The organism is Sinimarinibacterium thermocellulolyticum, assembly GCF_040327995.1.
Classification (GTDB): domain Bacteria; phylum Pseudomonadota; class Gammaproteobacteria; order Nevskiales; family Nevskiaceae; genus Solimonas; species Solimonas thermocellulolyticum.
Genome location: NZ_JBEPIJ010000008.1, coordinates 88,297 through 102,321, shown reverse-complemented (window position 1 = coordinate 102,321; position 14,025 = coordinate 88,297). Strand labels below are relative to the sequence as shown.

Here is a 14,025-nt window from a genome sequence, read left to right as displayed (position 1 = left end):
CGGCGGTCACGGCTCCGTATACGGCACCACGATGCCGTCGAGCCCCGCGCGCATCGCCGCCTGCGCCTCGGGGCTCAGGCGCTCGAAGTCGGCGCGACGGTAGCTGCGTCGCGCGCAGTCGGCGTCGTAGCGCTGCTTGACCAAGTTGATCGCACGGATCTCGTCCTTGATGCGTTCGATCGCGGCATTGAAGGCGCGTGCCTCGTCGTTGAGCGCGCGCCGGCGCTCGGTGTAATCGAGGCCGGCGCGCAGATCGTCGACACCGATCGATTTGGCCTCATCGGCCAACGCACGCTGACGCTGCTGAATTGACTCGCGCTGCAGGTCCAGCTCGGCGTTGCGCGCCATAAGTCGGGGGGCTTCGCTGCGCAGGTGCAGGACCTGCTGCGCGCATCGCGCCAACGCCTCGGCCGTCAAGGGTTCGTTCTGGGCATGCGCCGCCCCGGCCAGCAACAGCATCAACGCCGACGAAACCTTATTCATGCGGAACCTGCTTCGAGCACGATCAACAGATCGCGCGCTTCGACGGTGGCGCCACGGGATACGTTCACCTCACGGACCGTCGCGTCCGCCTCGGCGCGGATCTGGGTTTCCATCTTCATCGCTTCGATCGACAGCAGCGGATCGCCCTTTCTGACTTTCTGCCCCGGCTTGACCGCGACGGCGACGATCATACCCGGCATCGGCGCGCCGACGTGAGCCGGATTGCCGTCCTCGGCCTTGGCGCGTTCGGCCTTGGTCGCGGCACCGGCCTTGGGCACGCGCACGACACGCGGCTGGCCGTTGAGCTCGAAGAACAGCTTGACGATGCCTTCCTCCGGCACCTCGGCCCTGCCCTGCAGCTTGATCAGCAGCGTCTTGCCGGGCTCGAGGTCCACCGAGATTTCCTCGCCTTCCTGCAGACCGTAGAAGAAGGTCGGGGTCGGCAGCACCGAGACATCGCCGAACTGGCTGCGGTGCTCGGCATACTCGCGAAACACCTTCGGATACATCAGGTACGAGGCGAGGTCCGTATCGCTGAGCTTGCGCCCGGTCGCCTTCTCGCCTTCGGCGCGCGCGCGTTCGAGATCGACCGGCGGCAGCGAGGCGCCGGGCCGGCCCTCGATCGGGCGCGCGCCCTGGAGCACCTTGGCCTGCAGCGCCTTCGGAAAACCGTCCGGCGGATAGCCGAGTTCGCCCTTGAACAGCGACACCACCGATTCCGGAAACGCGATCTCCCGATCGGGGTCGGTGATGTCGTCTGCGTCCAGATCGTTGGCGACCATGAACAGCGCCATGTCACCGACGACCTTGGAGGTCGGCGTGACCTTGATGATGTCGCCGAACAGGCGGTTCACCTGGGCATAGGCCTTCGACACCTCCGGCCAGCGCGCTTCGAGGCCGAGCGCGCGCGCCTGCTCGCGCAGATTGGTGTACTGCCCGCCCGGCATCTCGTGGCGATAGACGTCGGCGGTGCCGGAGCGGATGTCGGCCTCGAACGGCGCGTAGTAGCGGCGCACGCCTTCCCAGTAGGTGGAGATCGCCTGCATGTGATCCAAAGACAGGCCCGGATCGCGCGCGGTGCCGGCGAGCGCCGCGGCGATCGAACCGAGATTCGGCTGCGAGGTCAGGCCGGACATCGCATCGAGCGCGCCGTCCACCGCATCGCAACCGGCCTCGACCGCGGCGAGCACGCTGGCGGCGCTGATGCCGCTGGTGTCATGCGTATGGAAATGAATCGGCAGGCCGACCTCCTGCTTGAGCGCGGTCACCAGCGCATGCGCCGCACGCGGCCTACACACGCCGGCCATGTCCTTGATGCCGATGATGTGCGCGCCGGCCTTCTCCAGCGCCTTGGCCATGTCGACGTAGTACTTGAGGTTGTACTTGGGGCGCGACTCGTCGAACAGGTCGGCGGTGTAGCAGATCGTGCCCTCGCACAGTGCGCCAGTCTCGCGCACGGCGTCGATCGCCACGCGCATGTTCTCGACCCAGTTCAGCGAGTCGAACACGCGGAACAGGTCGACGCCGCTCGCCGCCGCCTGCTGCACGAACTGGCGCACGACGTTGTCCGGATAGTTGGTATAGCCGACGGCGTTGGACGCGCGCAGCAGCATCTGCAACAGGATGTTCGGGATCGCCGCGCGCAACTGCGCGAGTCGGTCCCAGGGGTCTTCCTTGAGAAAGCGCAGCGCCACGTCGAAGGTCGCACCGCCCCAGCATTCGAGCGAGAACAACTGCGGCAGCAGACGCGCGTAGTACGGCGCGATCGCCACCATGTCGCGCGTGCGCATGCGCGTCGCGAACAGCGACTGGTGCGCATCGCGCATCGTCGTGTCGGTGAGCAGCACCTGCGGCTGCTTGAGCATCCACGCGGAGAAACCGTCCGCGCCCAGCTGGCGCAGGCGATCGCGCGTGCCCGGGGCAATCTTGCCGCCAGCGTCGCCGGCGAGGTCGACGGGCGGCAGCACCGGCTCGGCCATCGGCGTCGCCGGGGGTGTGCGGCCCTTCATCTCGGGATTGCCGTTGACGACGACCTCGCCGATGAAGCGCAGCAGTCTGGTCGCACGGTCGCGGCGTTTGGCGAACTTGAACAGCTCCGGGGTCTCGTCGATGAAACGCGTCGTGTTCTCGCCGGACTGGAAAGTCGGATGGTTGATGACGTTTTCGAGGAACTGCAGATTGCTCGACAGGCCGCGGATGCGGAACTCGCGCAGCGCACGGTCCATGCGCTGCACCGCCTCGTCGCTGCTCGCGCCCCAGGTGGTGACCTTGACCAGCAGCGAGTCGTAGTACGGCGTGATCACCGCACCCGGATACGCCGTGCCGCCGTCGAGGCGCACGCCGAAACCGGCGGCGCTGCGATACGCGGTGAGTCGGCCGTAGTCCGGTTGAAAGCCGTTCTCCGGATCCTCGGTGGTCACGCGGCACTGCAGCGCGTGACCTGTGAGCGTGATGTCCTTCTGCTCGGGCACCCCGCACTGCGGCGTGCCGATGCGCATGCCCTCGGTGATGCGGATCTGCGCCTTGACGATATCGATGCCGGTGACTTCCTCGGTGACCGTGTGCTCGACCTGGATGCGCGGATTGACCTCGATGAAGTAGAACTTGCCGCTGTCGGCATCCATCAGAAACTCGACGGTGCCGGCGTGCGTGTAGTCGACCGCGCGCGCGAGCTTGAGCGCGGCTTCGCACAACTGCGCGCGCTGCGCGTCGTCGAGATAAGGCGCCGGCGCGCGCTCGACCACCTTCTGGTTGCGCCGCTGCACCGAGCAGTCGCGCTCGAATAGGTGGACGAGATTGCCGTGGGTGTCGCCGAGCACCTGCACCTCGACGTGACGCGCGCGGCGCACCAGCTTTTCCAGATACACCTCGTCGTTGCCGAAGGCCGACGCCGCCTCGCGGCGCGCAACCTCGACCTGATGCTCCAGGTCGGCTTCCGACTCGATCACGCGCATGCCGCGACCGCCGCCGCCCCAGCTCGCCTTGAGCATCAGCGGATAACCGATCTCGGCGGCGAGCCGGCGAACCTCGGCGGCATCGCGCGGCAGCGGGCCGGTGGCCGGCATCACCGGCACGCCGGCCTCGATCGCCACGTTGCGCGCGGCGACCTTGTTGCCCAGCGTGCGCATGACCTCGGGCCGCGGACCGACGAAGAGGATGCCGGCCTTGTCGCAGGCCTCGGCGAAGTCCGGGTTCTCCGACAAAAAACCGTAGCCGGGGTGGATGGCATCGACGCCGGCCTGCTTGGCGATACGGATGATGCCGGCAATGTCCAGGTATGCCGCAATGGGCTTCAGACCCGCGCCGACCCGGTAGCTTTCGTCCGCTTTGAAACGGTGCAGCGCGTAGCGGTCCTCGTTCGCATAGATCGCCACCGTGCGGATGCCGAGCTCCGCCGCTGCGCGCATCACACGGATCGCGATTTCCGAACGGTTGGCGACGAGCAGCTTGCGGATGCGGCGCACGAGGACCTCCATGGGCGGGCGTGGAGCGGATGGATCAGCCAACCGCAGGATCGCCGGGCGTGATGCTAATCCGTCCTCGATCCGCGTGCAGGCGCGGTGCCGGCGGCGATCGCCCTGGGGCGAGCTACGGAATCCAGCGTAGCGGTTCGAGACCGCCGAGCGGACGGGCCCATTTCTCGCGTGCGGCTTCACCGATCAGCCAGTCGCGGAAGGTGATCACCTCGTCCGCAGCCTGCTGCGGATGCACGACGTAGTACGCGGCACTCATGGTCAGACTGATCGGAAACGGAATCGCCAGGCGCCCGCGGCTGAGTTCGCGCGCAGCCAAAAGCGGCACGCCGAGGACCACCCCCATACGATCGGCCGCCGCCTCGATCGCCAGTGCGACCTGGTTGAACACCGGGCCGCGGCGGTAGTCCAGGTCGGGCACGCCGGCGGCCTTGAACCAGTCACGCCATCCCGGCCAGCCGACATCCATCTGCGGCACGTCGTTGCGGATGTGCAGCAAGGTGTGGTCGGCGAGATCGCGGGGTTCACGCAGCGGGTGGCGGCCGTCGATCAGGGCCGGGTGACACATCGGCGTCGAATGCAGCGAGAACAGCTTGTGCACCACGCAGCCCGGATAGTGGCCATCGCCGAAACGGATGGCGACATCGCAGCCTTCGAACAGATCGTCCGGATCGTCGGAGGCGCGCCGCACCGGATCTGACATCGTCGGCCTCGCGGCCAACTGCAACTCGATGTCCGGTCGATGCGTCTGGAAATCGGCGAGTCGATGCAAGAGCCAACTCGAACCAAAACCCGGCGGCGCGCCGATCACCAAGCGCCCGCGTGCATCGGACTTTTTGATCTCGACCTGCTGGACGGCGTCCTCGATCTCGCGGAAGGCCGCGCTCAGGCGCTGCATCAGCGCCGCGCCGGTCTCGGTGAGCTCGAGTCGGCGCGGCAGGCGCCGGAACAGCGACACGCCCAGACGCTGTTCGAGCGCCTTGATCTGCTGGCTGACGGCGGCGGGCGTCACGAACAGTTCCTGCGCCGCCTTCTGTACGCTCAGATGCCGTGCCGCGACCTCGAAAGCCCGCAGTGCGTTCAAAGGGGGGAGACGCATCGATTTAGATTTGATTAATCATCGCGGGAAAAATCTCGGTTGTCGGACTTTACCCGGAGCCCCAGAATGCCGCCATGACCACCGCGAGCGGCGTGCCTTGGTGCCACCGCCCGGTCGGCAACGAGTCTCCTCCAGATCCCGGTCACGGGATCTCGCACCTTGGCCGCCCAGCTCCCCCCGGGCGGCCTTCTTTTTTCGGCGTTCCGGTCGGCCCGGTGGCGAGTCCGGCGCCGCGCGCACCGGGCGCGTCGGCGAGCACAGGCGCGCGGCGCATCAAGCCCCGGCATCCGCCTCCCCGCCGGGCACTTCGCCGATCTGCGGCGCGCACGGCCTAGGCCCACGGGCTCCGGGTCCACGGCGCCAGTCGCGGAGCTGATAGACGTAGGTGAGCACCTGGGCGACGGCCGCGTACAAGGGAGCGGGAATCTCGTCGCCGAGGCCCGCGCTGCGGTACAGCGCGCGCGCCAGCGGCGGCGCATCGACGATGGGGATGCGGTGCCGGCGCGCGAGTTCACGGATGGACAGGGCGATCAGATCGACGCCCTTGGCGACGACGCGCGGGGCGCGCATCTTGCCGGCGTCGTACTTCAGGGCCACGGCATAGTGGGTCGGGTTGACGACGACGACGTCGGCGCCCGGCACCGCCTCCATCATCCGGCGCCGTGAGATTTGCTGCTGTAGCTGGCGCTGGCGGCCCTTCACTTCCGGGCTGCCTTCGGTCTCCTTGTGTTCCTGGCGCACTTCCTGGCGCGTCATGCGCAGCTTCTTCGCATGCGACCAAAGCTGGTAAGGCGCGTCGATGAGCGCGATCAGCAGCAGGCCGCCGCACATCCAGCCGAGGCAGCCCAGCGCGATGCGCATGGCATGCGCCATCGCCGGTTCCAGCGGTTCGCGGCCCAGCGCCATGATCTCGTCGAGACGCGTGACGAGGAAGAGCACGGCAATGGCGCCGAGCGCGCCGACCTTGAGCAGGGCCTTGCCGAGTTCGACGAGGCTCTGCGCGGAGAACATGCGGCCGAGTCCGGACAGTGGGTTCACGCGCTTGAAGTCCGCCTTGAGCGCTTCCGCCGAGACGTTCCAGCCGCCGAGCAGGATGGGGCCGACGATGCCGGCGAGAAAGCCCGCACCGAGCAGCGGCAGCGCGACGGCGAAGCCGGCGCCGAGCATCAAGCCGAAGTGGCGCGCCAGATCCTGCGGGCGTTCGACCAGCGGCAGTTCCGGCGACAGCGCGCGCTGCATCCACGTGGCCGCGCCGTTGGCGATGGTGCCGGCGAACAAAAGCAGCGTCAGCAGACCGCCGGCGACGACGACGAAGCTGACCAGCTCGCGCGAGCGCGCGATCTCGCCGCGACGGCGCGCGTCGCGCAGGCGCTTGGGTGTGGCGCGTTCGGTTCTGTCCTGGCTGCCGGCCTGTCCGCTCATGGCTTCAGAGCCTCAGCAGCGCACCGAGCAGCACCCAGGCCTCGTCGAGCAACTGGACCACACCCTCCCCAAGCGCCGGCAAACCGGCGCGCAGCAGCAACAGCCCGGCGACCAGCGTGACCGGGAAGCCGACCGCGAACAGGTTGAGTGTCGGTGCGCTGCGGCTGACCACGCCCATCGCGAGGTTCACGGTGAGCAGGGCGATGACGATCGGCAGTGCGAGCTGCAGGCCACCGGAGAACATAATGCCGGCGAAGCGCAGCAGCGTGCCGATCTGGTCGATGCCCAGACCCTCGCTGCCGATGGGTAGCGTCGCGAACGAGGCGACGATCATCTCGATCAGGATCAAGTGACCGCCGAGCGCGAGGAACAGCAAGCTCGCCATCACCGTGAGGAACTGGCCGATCACCGGCGTCGTCGTGCCGCGCAGCGGATCGGCGAGCTGTGCAAAGCCCAGACCCATGCCGAAGGCGATCAGTTCGGCGCCCATGACCACGGCCTCGAACACCAGCAGCAGCACGAAACCGGCGATCAGGCCGATCAGCAGTTGCTGCAGCAGCGTCGAGAACCACGGTGCCGATAGCGGCGCCGTCACCGGTGGCGCCGGCAACAGCGGCGCGACGACGGCGGTGATCACGAGCGCCAAGAGCAGGCGGATGCGCGGCGACACAGCGCGCGCGCCGAGCACCGGCGCGATCATGAACAGCGCGCTGATGCGGATCAGCGGCCAGACGAAGTGCTGGACCCAGGCGATGAGTTGCGCGTCGGTGAAACTCATCGCGCGCTCACACGAATCAGGCCAGCATGCCCGGAATGCTATCGACCAGGCGCCGCGTGTACTCGATCAGCAGGCGCAGCATCCACGGGCCGGCGACGACGCCGACCGCGGCCATCGCCAGCAGCTTGGGGATGAAGCTCAAGGTCATCTCGTTGATCTGCGTCGCGGCCTGGAACACGCCGACGAGCACGCCGACGGCGAGCGCGGTCAGCAGCAGCGGGGCACCGAGCAGGATGCCGAGCACGAGCGCGTCGCGGCCGATGGTCAGCACGCTCTCCGGGGTCATGACACGGCCCGGAACGAGGCGGCGAGCATGCCGGTGACCAGCGACCAGCCGTCGACGAGCACGAACAGCATCAACTTGAACGGCAGCGAGATCAGCATCGGCGAGAGCATCATCATGCCCATGCTCATCAGCACGCTGGAGACGATCAGGTCGATGATCACGAACGGGATGAACAGCAAAAAGCCGATCTGGAAGGCCGTCGTGAGTTCGGAGGTCAGGAACGCAGCTGCAAGAACGGCGAAGGGCACGTCCTGCGGCGAGCGGTACGGCTCGTCGCCGGCGATGCGGGCGAAGCTGAGCAGGTCGGCCTCGCGCGTCTGCGCGAACATGAAGGCGCGCATCGGCTCGGCGGCGGCCTTCAGCGCCGGCTCGAATGCGAGTTCGCCGGCCATGTAGGGTTGCGCAGCGTTCTCGTAGACGCTGTCGATCACCGGCGCCATGACGAAGAAGGTCAGGAACAGCGCGAGGCCGATCAGCACCTGATTGGTCGGCGTCTGCCCGGTGCCCAGCGCCTGGCGCAGCAGGCCGAGCACGATGACGATGCGCGTGAACGCGCTCATCGATAGGAGCGCCGCCGGCAACAACGTGAGCGCCGTCATCAGCAGCAGCACCTGGATGCTGAGGCTGTACTCGGTGGCGCCACTCGCCAGCGGCGTCGCGGTCACGGCCGGCAAGGCCGGCGCGGCGAAGGCGGGCAGCGCGGACAGCGCGGCCAAAGTGCCAACGAGGCGCAGTGCGGATCTCATGTCGCGCTCCGGCCGCCGGTCAGCGCCTGGCGCAGACGCTCGGCGAAGCCGGTGTCGGGCGTCGGCGGATCGTCGGTCACGGCCGACTCGAAGCGATGCAGCAGGCTGACGCTGCTGCTGGCGACGCCGACGAGGAACTGGGTTTCGCCGACCTGCAGCAGTACGACCTTCTCCTTGGCGCCGAGCTGGACGCCGCCACAGACCCGGATCGCGCTACCGCGGGCCACGCGTGCGCCCTGCAACCGGCGCGCGAGCCAGGCCAGCGCGAAGATCGCGCCGATGACCAGCAGCAGGCTGACGAAGACGTCGAGCATGCCGGCGGCGGATACGGCGGCTTGCTCGTTCACTTGAGTTTGCGGATGCGCTCGGCCGGGCTGACCACGTCGGTCAGACGGATGCCGAACTTCTCGTTGACGACGACGACCTCGCCATGCGCGATCAGCGTGCCATTGGCGTAGACGTCCAGCGGCTCGCCGGCGGCGCGGTCGAGTTCGACCACCGAGCCCTGGTTGAGCTGCAGCAACGTGCGGATCGGAATGCGCGAACGCCCCACTTCGAGCGAGAGCGTCACCGGCACGTCGAGGATCAGCTCGAGATTGGTCTCGCCGTCTTTGTTTGGCGGCGAGCGATCCTCGAGATTCTGAAAGCTCGCGCGCTCGGGCTCGGGCCTGCTGTTGGTTTGGGTGCTGGCGCTCATGCGGCCTCTCGTTGGCTGACGGAACGCGCGGTTGCGTTCACGTCGGTGATGCGGATGGCGTTGTTGCCGTTGGCGACGCCGAAGCTACCGCGGAACAGCGGCAAGCGTTCGACGCACAGATCGAGCGACTTCGGCAGGATGATCGGAATGACATCGCCGGGCTTGAGGCGGGCGAGCTGCCGCAGCGAGAGGGTGGTGCGCGCAAGCTCGCTCGACAGCTCGACCTCGGTGTCCTTGATCAGCTCGCGCAGCGCCGTGACCCAGCGCTCGTCCTTCTCGACGCGATCGGACTGGATGCCGGCGTCGAGCAGCTCGCGAATCGGCTCGATCATCGCGTACGGGAAGGTCACGTGAAGATGGCCGCCGCCGCCTTCCAACTCAATCTTGAACTTGCTGACGACGACGATCTCGCTCGGCGCGACGATGTTGGCGAAATGCGGATTTACCTCGGAGTTCAGATACTCGAACTCCAGCCGCATCACCGGGCTCCAGGCCTCGACCATGTCGGCGAAGGTCTGGCGCAACAAGAGCTGGATCACGCGCATTTCGGTGGGCGTGAACTCACGGCCCTCGATTTTCGTGTTCAGGCGCCCGTCGCCGCCGAAGAAGTTCTCGACCACGGTGAATACCAGGCGCGGCTCGAACACCACCAGCGCCGTGCCGCGCAGCGGCTTGACGCGAATCAGGTTGAGATTGGTCGGCACGTACAGCGAGTGCGTGTACTCGGTGAACTTAGCGGTCTCCACACCGACCACCGTCAGCTCCGGCGAGCGGCGCAGCATGTTGAACAGCGAGATGCGAAACAGGCGCGCGAAGCGTTCGTTGATCATCTCCAGCGTCGGCATGCGCCCGCGGACGATGCGATCCTGCGCGGTGAAGTCGAAGGGACGCGCCTCGCCCGGCGCCGGCGGCGGCGGCGTGGTGTCGACGGCGCCGCTGTCGACGCCGTGCAGCAGCGCGTCGATCTCGTCCTGGGACAGCAGATCGTTGGGATTGGCCATCGCGCACCTACTGCATCACGAAACTGGTGAAATACACCGCCTCGACCTGTGCCTCGCCGGTCTCCGCGGTGAGAATCGCCCGGACCTCGGCGAGCGCATCGGCCTGCAGCTTCTCCTTGCCGACGCGCGTGGCCAACGCGCTCGCCTGCTGCTGACCGAACAGCAACAGCAACTGGCTGCGGATGCGCGGCGCATGCTTTTGGATCTGTTCGATGGTCTTGGCATCGCGGCTCATCAGCTCGACCTGAACCTGCAGGAAGCGCTCGCCGCCGTCATCCTCGAGGTTGACGATGAACGGCGGCTCGAGCGCCACGTAGCGGGCCGGTGCCTTCGGCACTTGCGGCTCGGCGCCGTGCACATCGGCGGACTTCGGCTGTGCGCCGGCCAGGGCCTGCCGGGTGACGAACCACGCCGCGCCGCCACCGCCGAGCGTCGACAGCAGGATGGCGATGAGCATCATCGCCACACCGCCGTTCTTGCGTGGAGCGGACGATGATGGCGGGGCTTGGGTCTCGATCGCCTCTTCGGATTTCGCGGCAGCCATCGGCTCGGGCTCGCTCGTCGGGAAACTGTGCTCAGGCCCGGAGCAAGTCCTGTTCCACGCAGCCGCGACGGCGACCCGACGCTCAGACGTAGGTGTCGACGAGAGTCACGGCGGTGATGCGTCGACGCGCGATGCGCACCGACGGCTCGCCGGCGCCGGATGCCGGGGGCGCGCGACGCTCGGCGCACTCCACCTGTCCGCGGGTCAGCGTCAAACCACTGGCGCCGAGCAGCTCGCGCAACTGCGGCAGGTGCTGGCTCAGCAGCGCACGGGCCGCCGGTTCGGCGGCGATGATGTGCACCTGCGCCTGCTGCGCCTGCGTCTCGATGCGGATGGTCAGCGCGCCGAGTTCCGCCGGGTGCAGTTCGAGAATCGCCTCGCTCAGGCCTTGATCGAGCAGCCAGGCGATGCGCTCGCCAAGGTCCAGCGCCACGTCCGGCACATCCACGACCAGCGGTAACGCGCCGTATGGGTTCACGGCCGCCGCCTGCGGCGCGGCGTTCGCCACCGTCGGCGCACATACAGGCGACGCCGGCGCCGGCAACGGTGGCGACGAGGCCGCGGCGAGCGGCGGCGCCGGGTCCGCGCCGTCTTCGCCGGTGGCCGCGGGCGAAGCTGCGATCGCCGGCACCCCAGCCGCATCCCTCGTGTCGGACACGACGCTCGCCACGAAGGCTCGCTCGGTGTCCGCGCTCCAGTCCGGCGTCGGCATCGGACTCGCGTGCGGCTCCGAGGTCCTGCGCGTGACCGCTGGCGCAGCCGCCGCGGTCGCGGGCGACGGCGCTGCGGCAGCGCACGCAGGCGCGAGCGCAAAGCTCGCGAACAGCCAGCCGATCAGCGGCGCCGCGTCGTCGGCCGGCGGCGCTTGCGCGGCGGGCGCATCACTCGGGACGAGCGTGGGCGCCAGTGCCGGCGAGGTGTCTGCCGACAGCACGAAAGGCGGCGCCTGCGGCGCGCCGCCAGCGCCCGGCGCAGCCGGTGTCGCCGCCGGCGGCACGGCGGCCGGACCGCCGATCGCCGGCAGGTTCACGGCGGCGTGTCCGCCGCGACGAAGCGGGCCAGCGCGAACTCGTCGAGCTGACGCTGGCTGCGCTGCTCCTCGATGCGGCGTTCGCGCCGACGGTAGCAGTCGGCGAGCCGATCGAGCGTCGCGACCTCGCGGTGCTGGAGCAGCCACTCGGCACGCTGCGCCTCGACTTGGCTGCGCGCCTGTTCGACCAGTTGCGCCTGCAGCGCGACCGCTTCGCGCAGACGCTCGATGAAGGCCTGCCGATTCATCAGCAGGCGCGGATGTTGGGCGCTGGCCAGACCCTCGTACTCGGCGAGATAGCGCGTCAGCTCCTGCAGCCGCAGCTCGCGCTCGCCGAGCACGCGTCGCTGATCCAGCAGGCGCTTGGCCGCCTCGTCTTCACGCAACTCGGCGATCCGCTGCAGCGGTCTGAGGCGACTGGACGACATCGCACGACTCATGGGCGATCTCCGGTGGACCGCGTGAGCAGGGCCGCCAGCGCATGGGCGCTGTCGGTGAAACTCGCCGCGCGGTCGATGCTCTGGCGCAGGAACTCCTCGATCTGCGGCCAGCGCGCGATCGCGGCATCGACGCGCGGATCGGCACCCTTTTGGTAGGCGCCGATGTGGATCAGGTCGCGGTTGCGCTGGTAGGCCGACACCAGCGTGCGCAACTGGCGTGCGCGCTCGACGTGCGCGACGGGGACGACGGCATCCATCACGCGCGAGATCGAGGCCTCGATGTCGATTGCCGGATACAGTCCGGACTCTGCGATCGCGCGTGACAGCACGATGTGACCGTCGAGCACGCCGCGCGCGGCATCGGCGATGGGATCGCTGGGGTCGTCGCCCTCGGTCAGCACCGTATAGAAGGCGGTGATCGAACCGCCGCCCGGCGGGCCGTTGCCGGCGCGTTCGACCAGCCCCGGCAGACGCGCGAACACCGACGGCGGATAGCCGCGCGTCGTCGGCGGCTCGCCGACGGCGAGCCCGATCTCGCGCTGCGCCTGGGCAAAGCGCGTCAGTGAATCCATCAGCAGCAGCACGTGGCGCCCTTGGTCGCGGAAGTATTCGGCGATGGCCGTCGCCGTGTAGGCCGCGCGCAGCCTGAGCAGCGGAGAGTGGTCGGCCGGCGTGGCGACGACCACCGCGCGCTTGAGGCCTTCGGCGCCGAGTGCGTGATCGAGGAAGTCGCGCACCTCGCGGCCACGCTCGCCGACGAGGCCGACGACGATCACGTCAGCGGCGGTGTAGCGCGTCATCATGCCGAGCAGCGTCGACTTGCCGACGCCGGTGCCAGCGAACAAGCCGAGCCGCTGGCCGCGACCGACGCTGAGCAGCGCATTGATCGCGCGCACGCCCACGTCGAGCGGCTGCGTGATCGGCGCGCGTTCCAGGGGGTTGAGCGGCGGGCGGTGCAGGCGCACGTGTCCGTCGCAGGCCAGGCGTCCGCGACCGTCGATGGGGCGCCCCTGGGCATCGAGCACGCGCCCGAGCAACGCGCCGCCGACGCCGATTTCGAGCCGTCCCGCCGCCGGCACCACCCGCGCATGCGGCGTGAGCCCCTGCATGTCGCCGCTCGGCATCAGATAGATGCGATCGCCGGAAAAGCCGACGACCTCGGCCTCGACGCCGCTGCCGTCGGCGTTGGCGATGCGTGCGCGCGCACCGATCGGCAACTGGCAGCCGACGGCCTCCAGCGTCAGGCCGACGACGCGCCGCAACTGCCCTTCGACCTGCACGCTCGGCAACGTGGCGATACGCGAGGCCTGTTCCTGCAAGCGAGCCGCCAGGCGCTGGTTGCTGCCTTGCGCCCAGGTGCTCACGCGCCGTCTCCGGCGAGGGCTTCGGCGATGACGCGGATGCGCCGATCCAGGCGCGCATCGACCAGTGCGGACTCGGTGACCACGCGGCAGTCGCCCGGCAAAAGCTCCGGATCGGCGACGATGCAGAAGTCTTGGACATCGCCCGGCGGCTGCAGATGCTCGCGCAGCAGCGTCACGTCCTGCGGATGTACCGAGAGGCGCAGACTGCGCAACTGCGGCGGCAGGCCCGACAGGGCTTCGCGCACCAGTGCGACGACGCGCTCGGGCGCCGCCCTGATCTCGTCGCGCAAAAGGCGCCGCGCGATCGCGCTGGCCAGATCGACCAGCGCACGCTCGACCTCCTCGTCCAGATGCGCGAGCGGGCGCATGATGTGCTCGACCAGCGCGTGCAGGCGCTGCGCCTGCTGCAGCACCGCGTGCTGGCCGGCGGCGAAGCCCTCGCCATATCCGCGCTGATACCCGTCCTGATAGGCGGCAGCCTCGATCGATTCGAGCTGCTGTGCGCTCGGCGGCTCGGCCGAGACGGTGTCGAAGTTCGGCAACTGCCAGCGGACCGGTGGATCCGCGAGCGTCTCCGCCGGGAGTATCGCCGTGGTCTCGATATCGTTCATCGCCCTGCCCCGGCGCACCACGAGCCGTCCGCACGGCATCGCGATCGCAGC

General features: G+C 68.7%; 14 protein-coding genes and 1 pseudogene. All 15 read right to left on the bottom strand.

The window, feature by feature from the left end:
• Positions 1 to 6: 6 nt before the first annotated feature.
• A complete protein-coding gene (locus ABSH63_RS08820) occupies positions 7 to 483 on the bottom strand; it encodes a hypothetical protein (RefSeq protein WP_352889076.1) in 477 nt (158 codons plus the stop codon).
• Entirely contained in the window at positions 480 to 3,959 is a 3,480-nt protein-coding gene (locus ABSH63_RS08815; protein ID WP_352889074.1) for a pyruvate carboxylase, read from the bottom strand. Before ABSH63_RS08815 ends, ABSH63_RS08820 begins: the two co-directional genes overlap by 4 nt.
• Positions 3,960 to 4,071: 112 nt before the next feature.
• Positions 4,072 to 5,055 carry a transcriptional regulator GcvA gene (gene gcvA / locus ABSH63_RS08810; RefSeq protein ID WP_352889073.1) on the bottom strand — a complete coding sequence of 328 codons (984 nt, stop codon included), beginning with the start codon at positions 5,053 to 5,055 and terminating at the stop codon, positions 4,072 to 4,074.
• Positions 5,056 to 5,328: 273 nt separating this feature from the next.
• Complete coding sequence (gene flhB / locus ABSH63_RS08805) at positions 5,329 to 6,477, bottom strand: flagellar biosynthesis protein FlhB (RefSeq protein WP_352889071.1); 1,149 nt, start codon at positions 6,475 to 6,477, stop codon at positions 5,329 to 5,331.
• Between the two features lie 4 nt (positions 6,478 to 6,481).
• Positions 6,482 to 7,255: a flagellar biosynthetic protein FliR gene (gene fliR, locus ABSH63_RS08800; RefSeq protein ID WP_352889069.1), complete on the bottom strand. Its 774-nt coding sequence runs from the start codon at positions 7,253 to 7,255 to the stop codon at positions 6,482 to 6,484.
• A gap of 16 nt (positions 7,256 to 7,271) precedes the next feature.
• Positions 7,272 to 7,541, bottom strand: coding sequence for a flagellar biosynthesis protein FliQ (fliQ, locus tag ABSH63_RS08795; RefSeq protein ID WP_352889067.1), 270 nt, complete (start codon positions 7,539 to 7,541; stop codon positions 7,272 to 7,274).
• Entirely contained in the window at positions 7,538 to 8,287 is a 750-nt protein-coding gene (gene fliP, locus ABSH63_RS08790) for a flagellar type III secretion system pore protein FliP (RefSeq protein ID WP_352889065.1), read from the bottom strand. The genes fliQ and fliP overlap by 4 nt, the downstream gene beginning before the upstream one ends.
• Positions 8,284 to 8,634 (bottom strand): flagellar biosynthetic protein FliO, encoded by a 351-nt coding sequence (gene fliO, locus ABSH63_RS08785; protein WP_352889064.1) that lies wholly within the window; start codon positions 8,632 to 8,634, stop codon positions 8,284 to 8,286. Before fliO ends, fliP begins: the two co-directional genes overlap by 4 nt.
• A pseudogene (gene fliN, locus ABSH63_RS08780) lies at positions 8,631 to 8,897 on the bottom strand (flagellar motor switch protein FliN); the annotation flags it as partial. The gene fliO and the pseudogene fliN, both read right to left, overlap by 4 nt.
• A gap of 83 nt (positions 8,898 to 8,980) precedes the next feature.
• Positions 8,981 to 9,985 carry a flagellar motor switch protein FliM gene (fliM, locus tag ABSH63_RS08775; RefSeq protein ID WP_352889063.1) on the bottom strand — a complete coding sequence of 335 codons (1,005 nt, stop codon included), beginning with the start codon at positions 9,983 to 9,985 and terminating at the stop codon, positions 8,981 to 8,983.
• A gap of 7 nt (positions 9,986 to 9,992) precedes the next feature.
• Entirely contained in the window at positions 9,993 to 10,529 is a 537-nt protein-coding gene (locus ABSH63_RS08770; RefSeq protein ID WP_352889062.1) for a flagellar basal body-associated FliL family protein, read from the bottom strand.
• Positions 10,530 to 10,611: 82 nt separating this feature from the next.
• Entirely contained in the window at positions 10,612 to 11,559 is a 948-nt protein-coding gene (locus tag ABSH63_RS08765) for a flagellar hook-length control protein FliK (RefSeq protein ID WP_352889060.1), read from the bottom strand.
• Positions 11,556 to 11,999: a flagellar export protein FliJ gene (fliJ, locus tag ABSH63_RS08760; RefSeq protein WP_352889058.1), complete on the bottom strand. Its 444-nt coding sequence runs from the start codon at positions 11,997 to 11,999 to the stop codon at positions 11,556 to 11,558. Before fliJ ends, ABSH63_RS08765 begins: the two co-directional genes overlap by 4 nt.
• Complete coding sequence (gene fliI, locus ABSH63_RS08755) at positions 11,996 to 13,363, bottom strand: flagellar protein export ATPase FliI (RefSeq protein WP_434223260.1); 1,368 nt, start codon at positions 13,361 to 13,363, stop codon at positions 11,996 to 11,998. The genes fliJ and fliI overlap by 4 nt, the downstream gene beginning before the upstream one ends.
• On the bottom strand, positions 13,360 to 13,974 hold the full coding sequence (locus ABSH63_RS08750) for a FliH/SctL family protein (RefSeq protein ID WP_352889057.1): 615 nt from the start codon (positions 13,972 to 13,974) through the stop codon (positions 13,360 to 13,362). Before ABSH63_RS08750 ends, fliI begins: the two co-directional genes overlap by 4 nt.
• Between the last annotated feature and the right edge of the window lie 51 nt (positions 13,975 to 14,025).

Coding starts and splice junctions, on each gene's coding strand:
- ABSH63_RS08820 (WP_352889076.1), bottom strand. CDS start 483: ATGAATAAGGTTTCGTCGGCGTTGATGCTGTTGCTGGCCGGGGCGGCG.
- ABSH63_RS08815 (WP_352889074.1), bottom strand. CDS start 3,959: ATGGAGGTCCTCGTGCGCCGCATCCGCAAGCTGCTCGTCGCCAACCGT.
- gcvA (WP_352889073.1), bottom strand. CDS start 5,055: ATGCGTCTCCCCCCTTTGAACGCACTGCGGGCTTTCGAGGTCGCGGCA.
- flhB (WP_352889071.1), bottom strand. CDS start 6,477: ATGAGCGGACAGGCCGGCAGCCAGGACAGAACCGAACGCGCCACACCC.
- fliR (WP_352889069.1), bottom strand. CDS start 7,255: ATGAGTTTCACCGACGCGCAACTCATCGCCTGGGTCCAGCACTTCGTC.
- fliQ (WP_352889067.1), bottom strand. CDS start 7,541: ATGACCCCGGAGAGCGTGCTGACCATCGGCCGCGACGCGCTCGTGCTC.
- fliP (WP_352889065.1), bottom strand. CDS start 8,287: ATGAGATCCGCACTGCGCCTCGTTGGCACTTTGGCCGCGCTGTCCGCG.
- fliM (WP_352889063.1), bottom strand. CDS start 9,985: ATGGCCAATCCCAACGATCTGCTGTCCCAGGACGAGATCGACGCGCTG.
- ABSH63_RS08770 (WP_352889062.1), bottom strand. CDS start 10,529: ATGGCTGCCGCGAAATCCGAAGAGGCGATCGAGACCCAAGCCCCGCCA.
- fliJ (WP_352889058.1), bottom strand. CDS start 11,999: ATGAGTCGTGCGATGTCGTCCAGTCGCCTCAGACCGCTGCAGCGGATC.
- ABSH63_RS08750 (WP_352889057.1), bottom strand. CDS start 13,974: ATGAACGATATCGAGACCACGGCGATACTCCCGGCGGAGACGCTCGCG.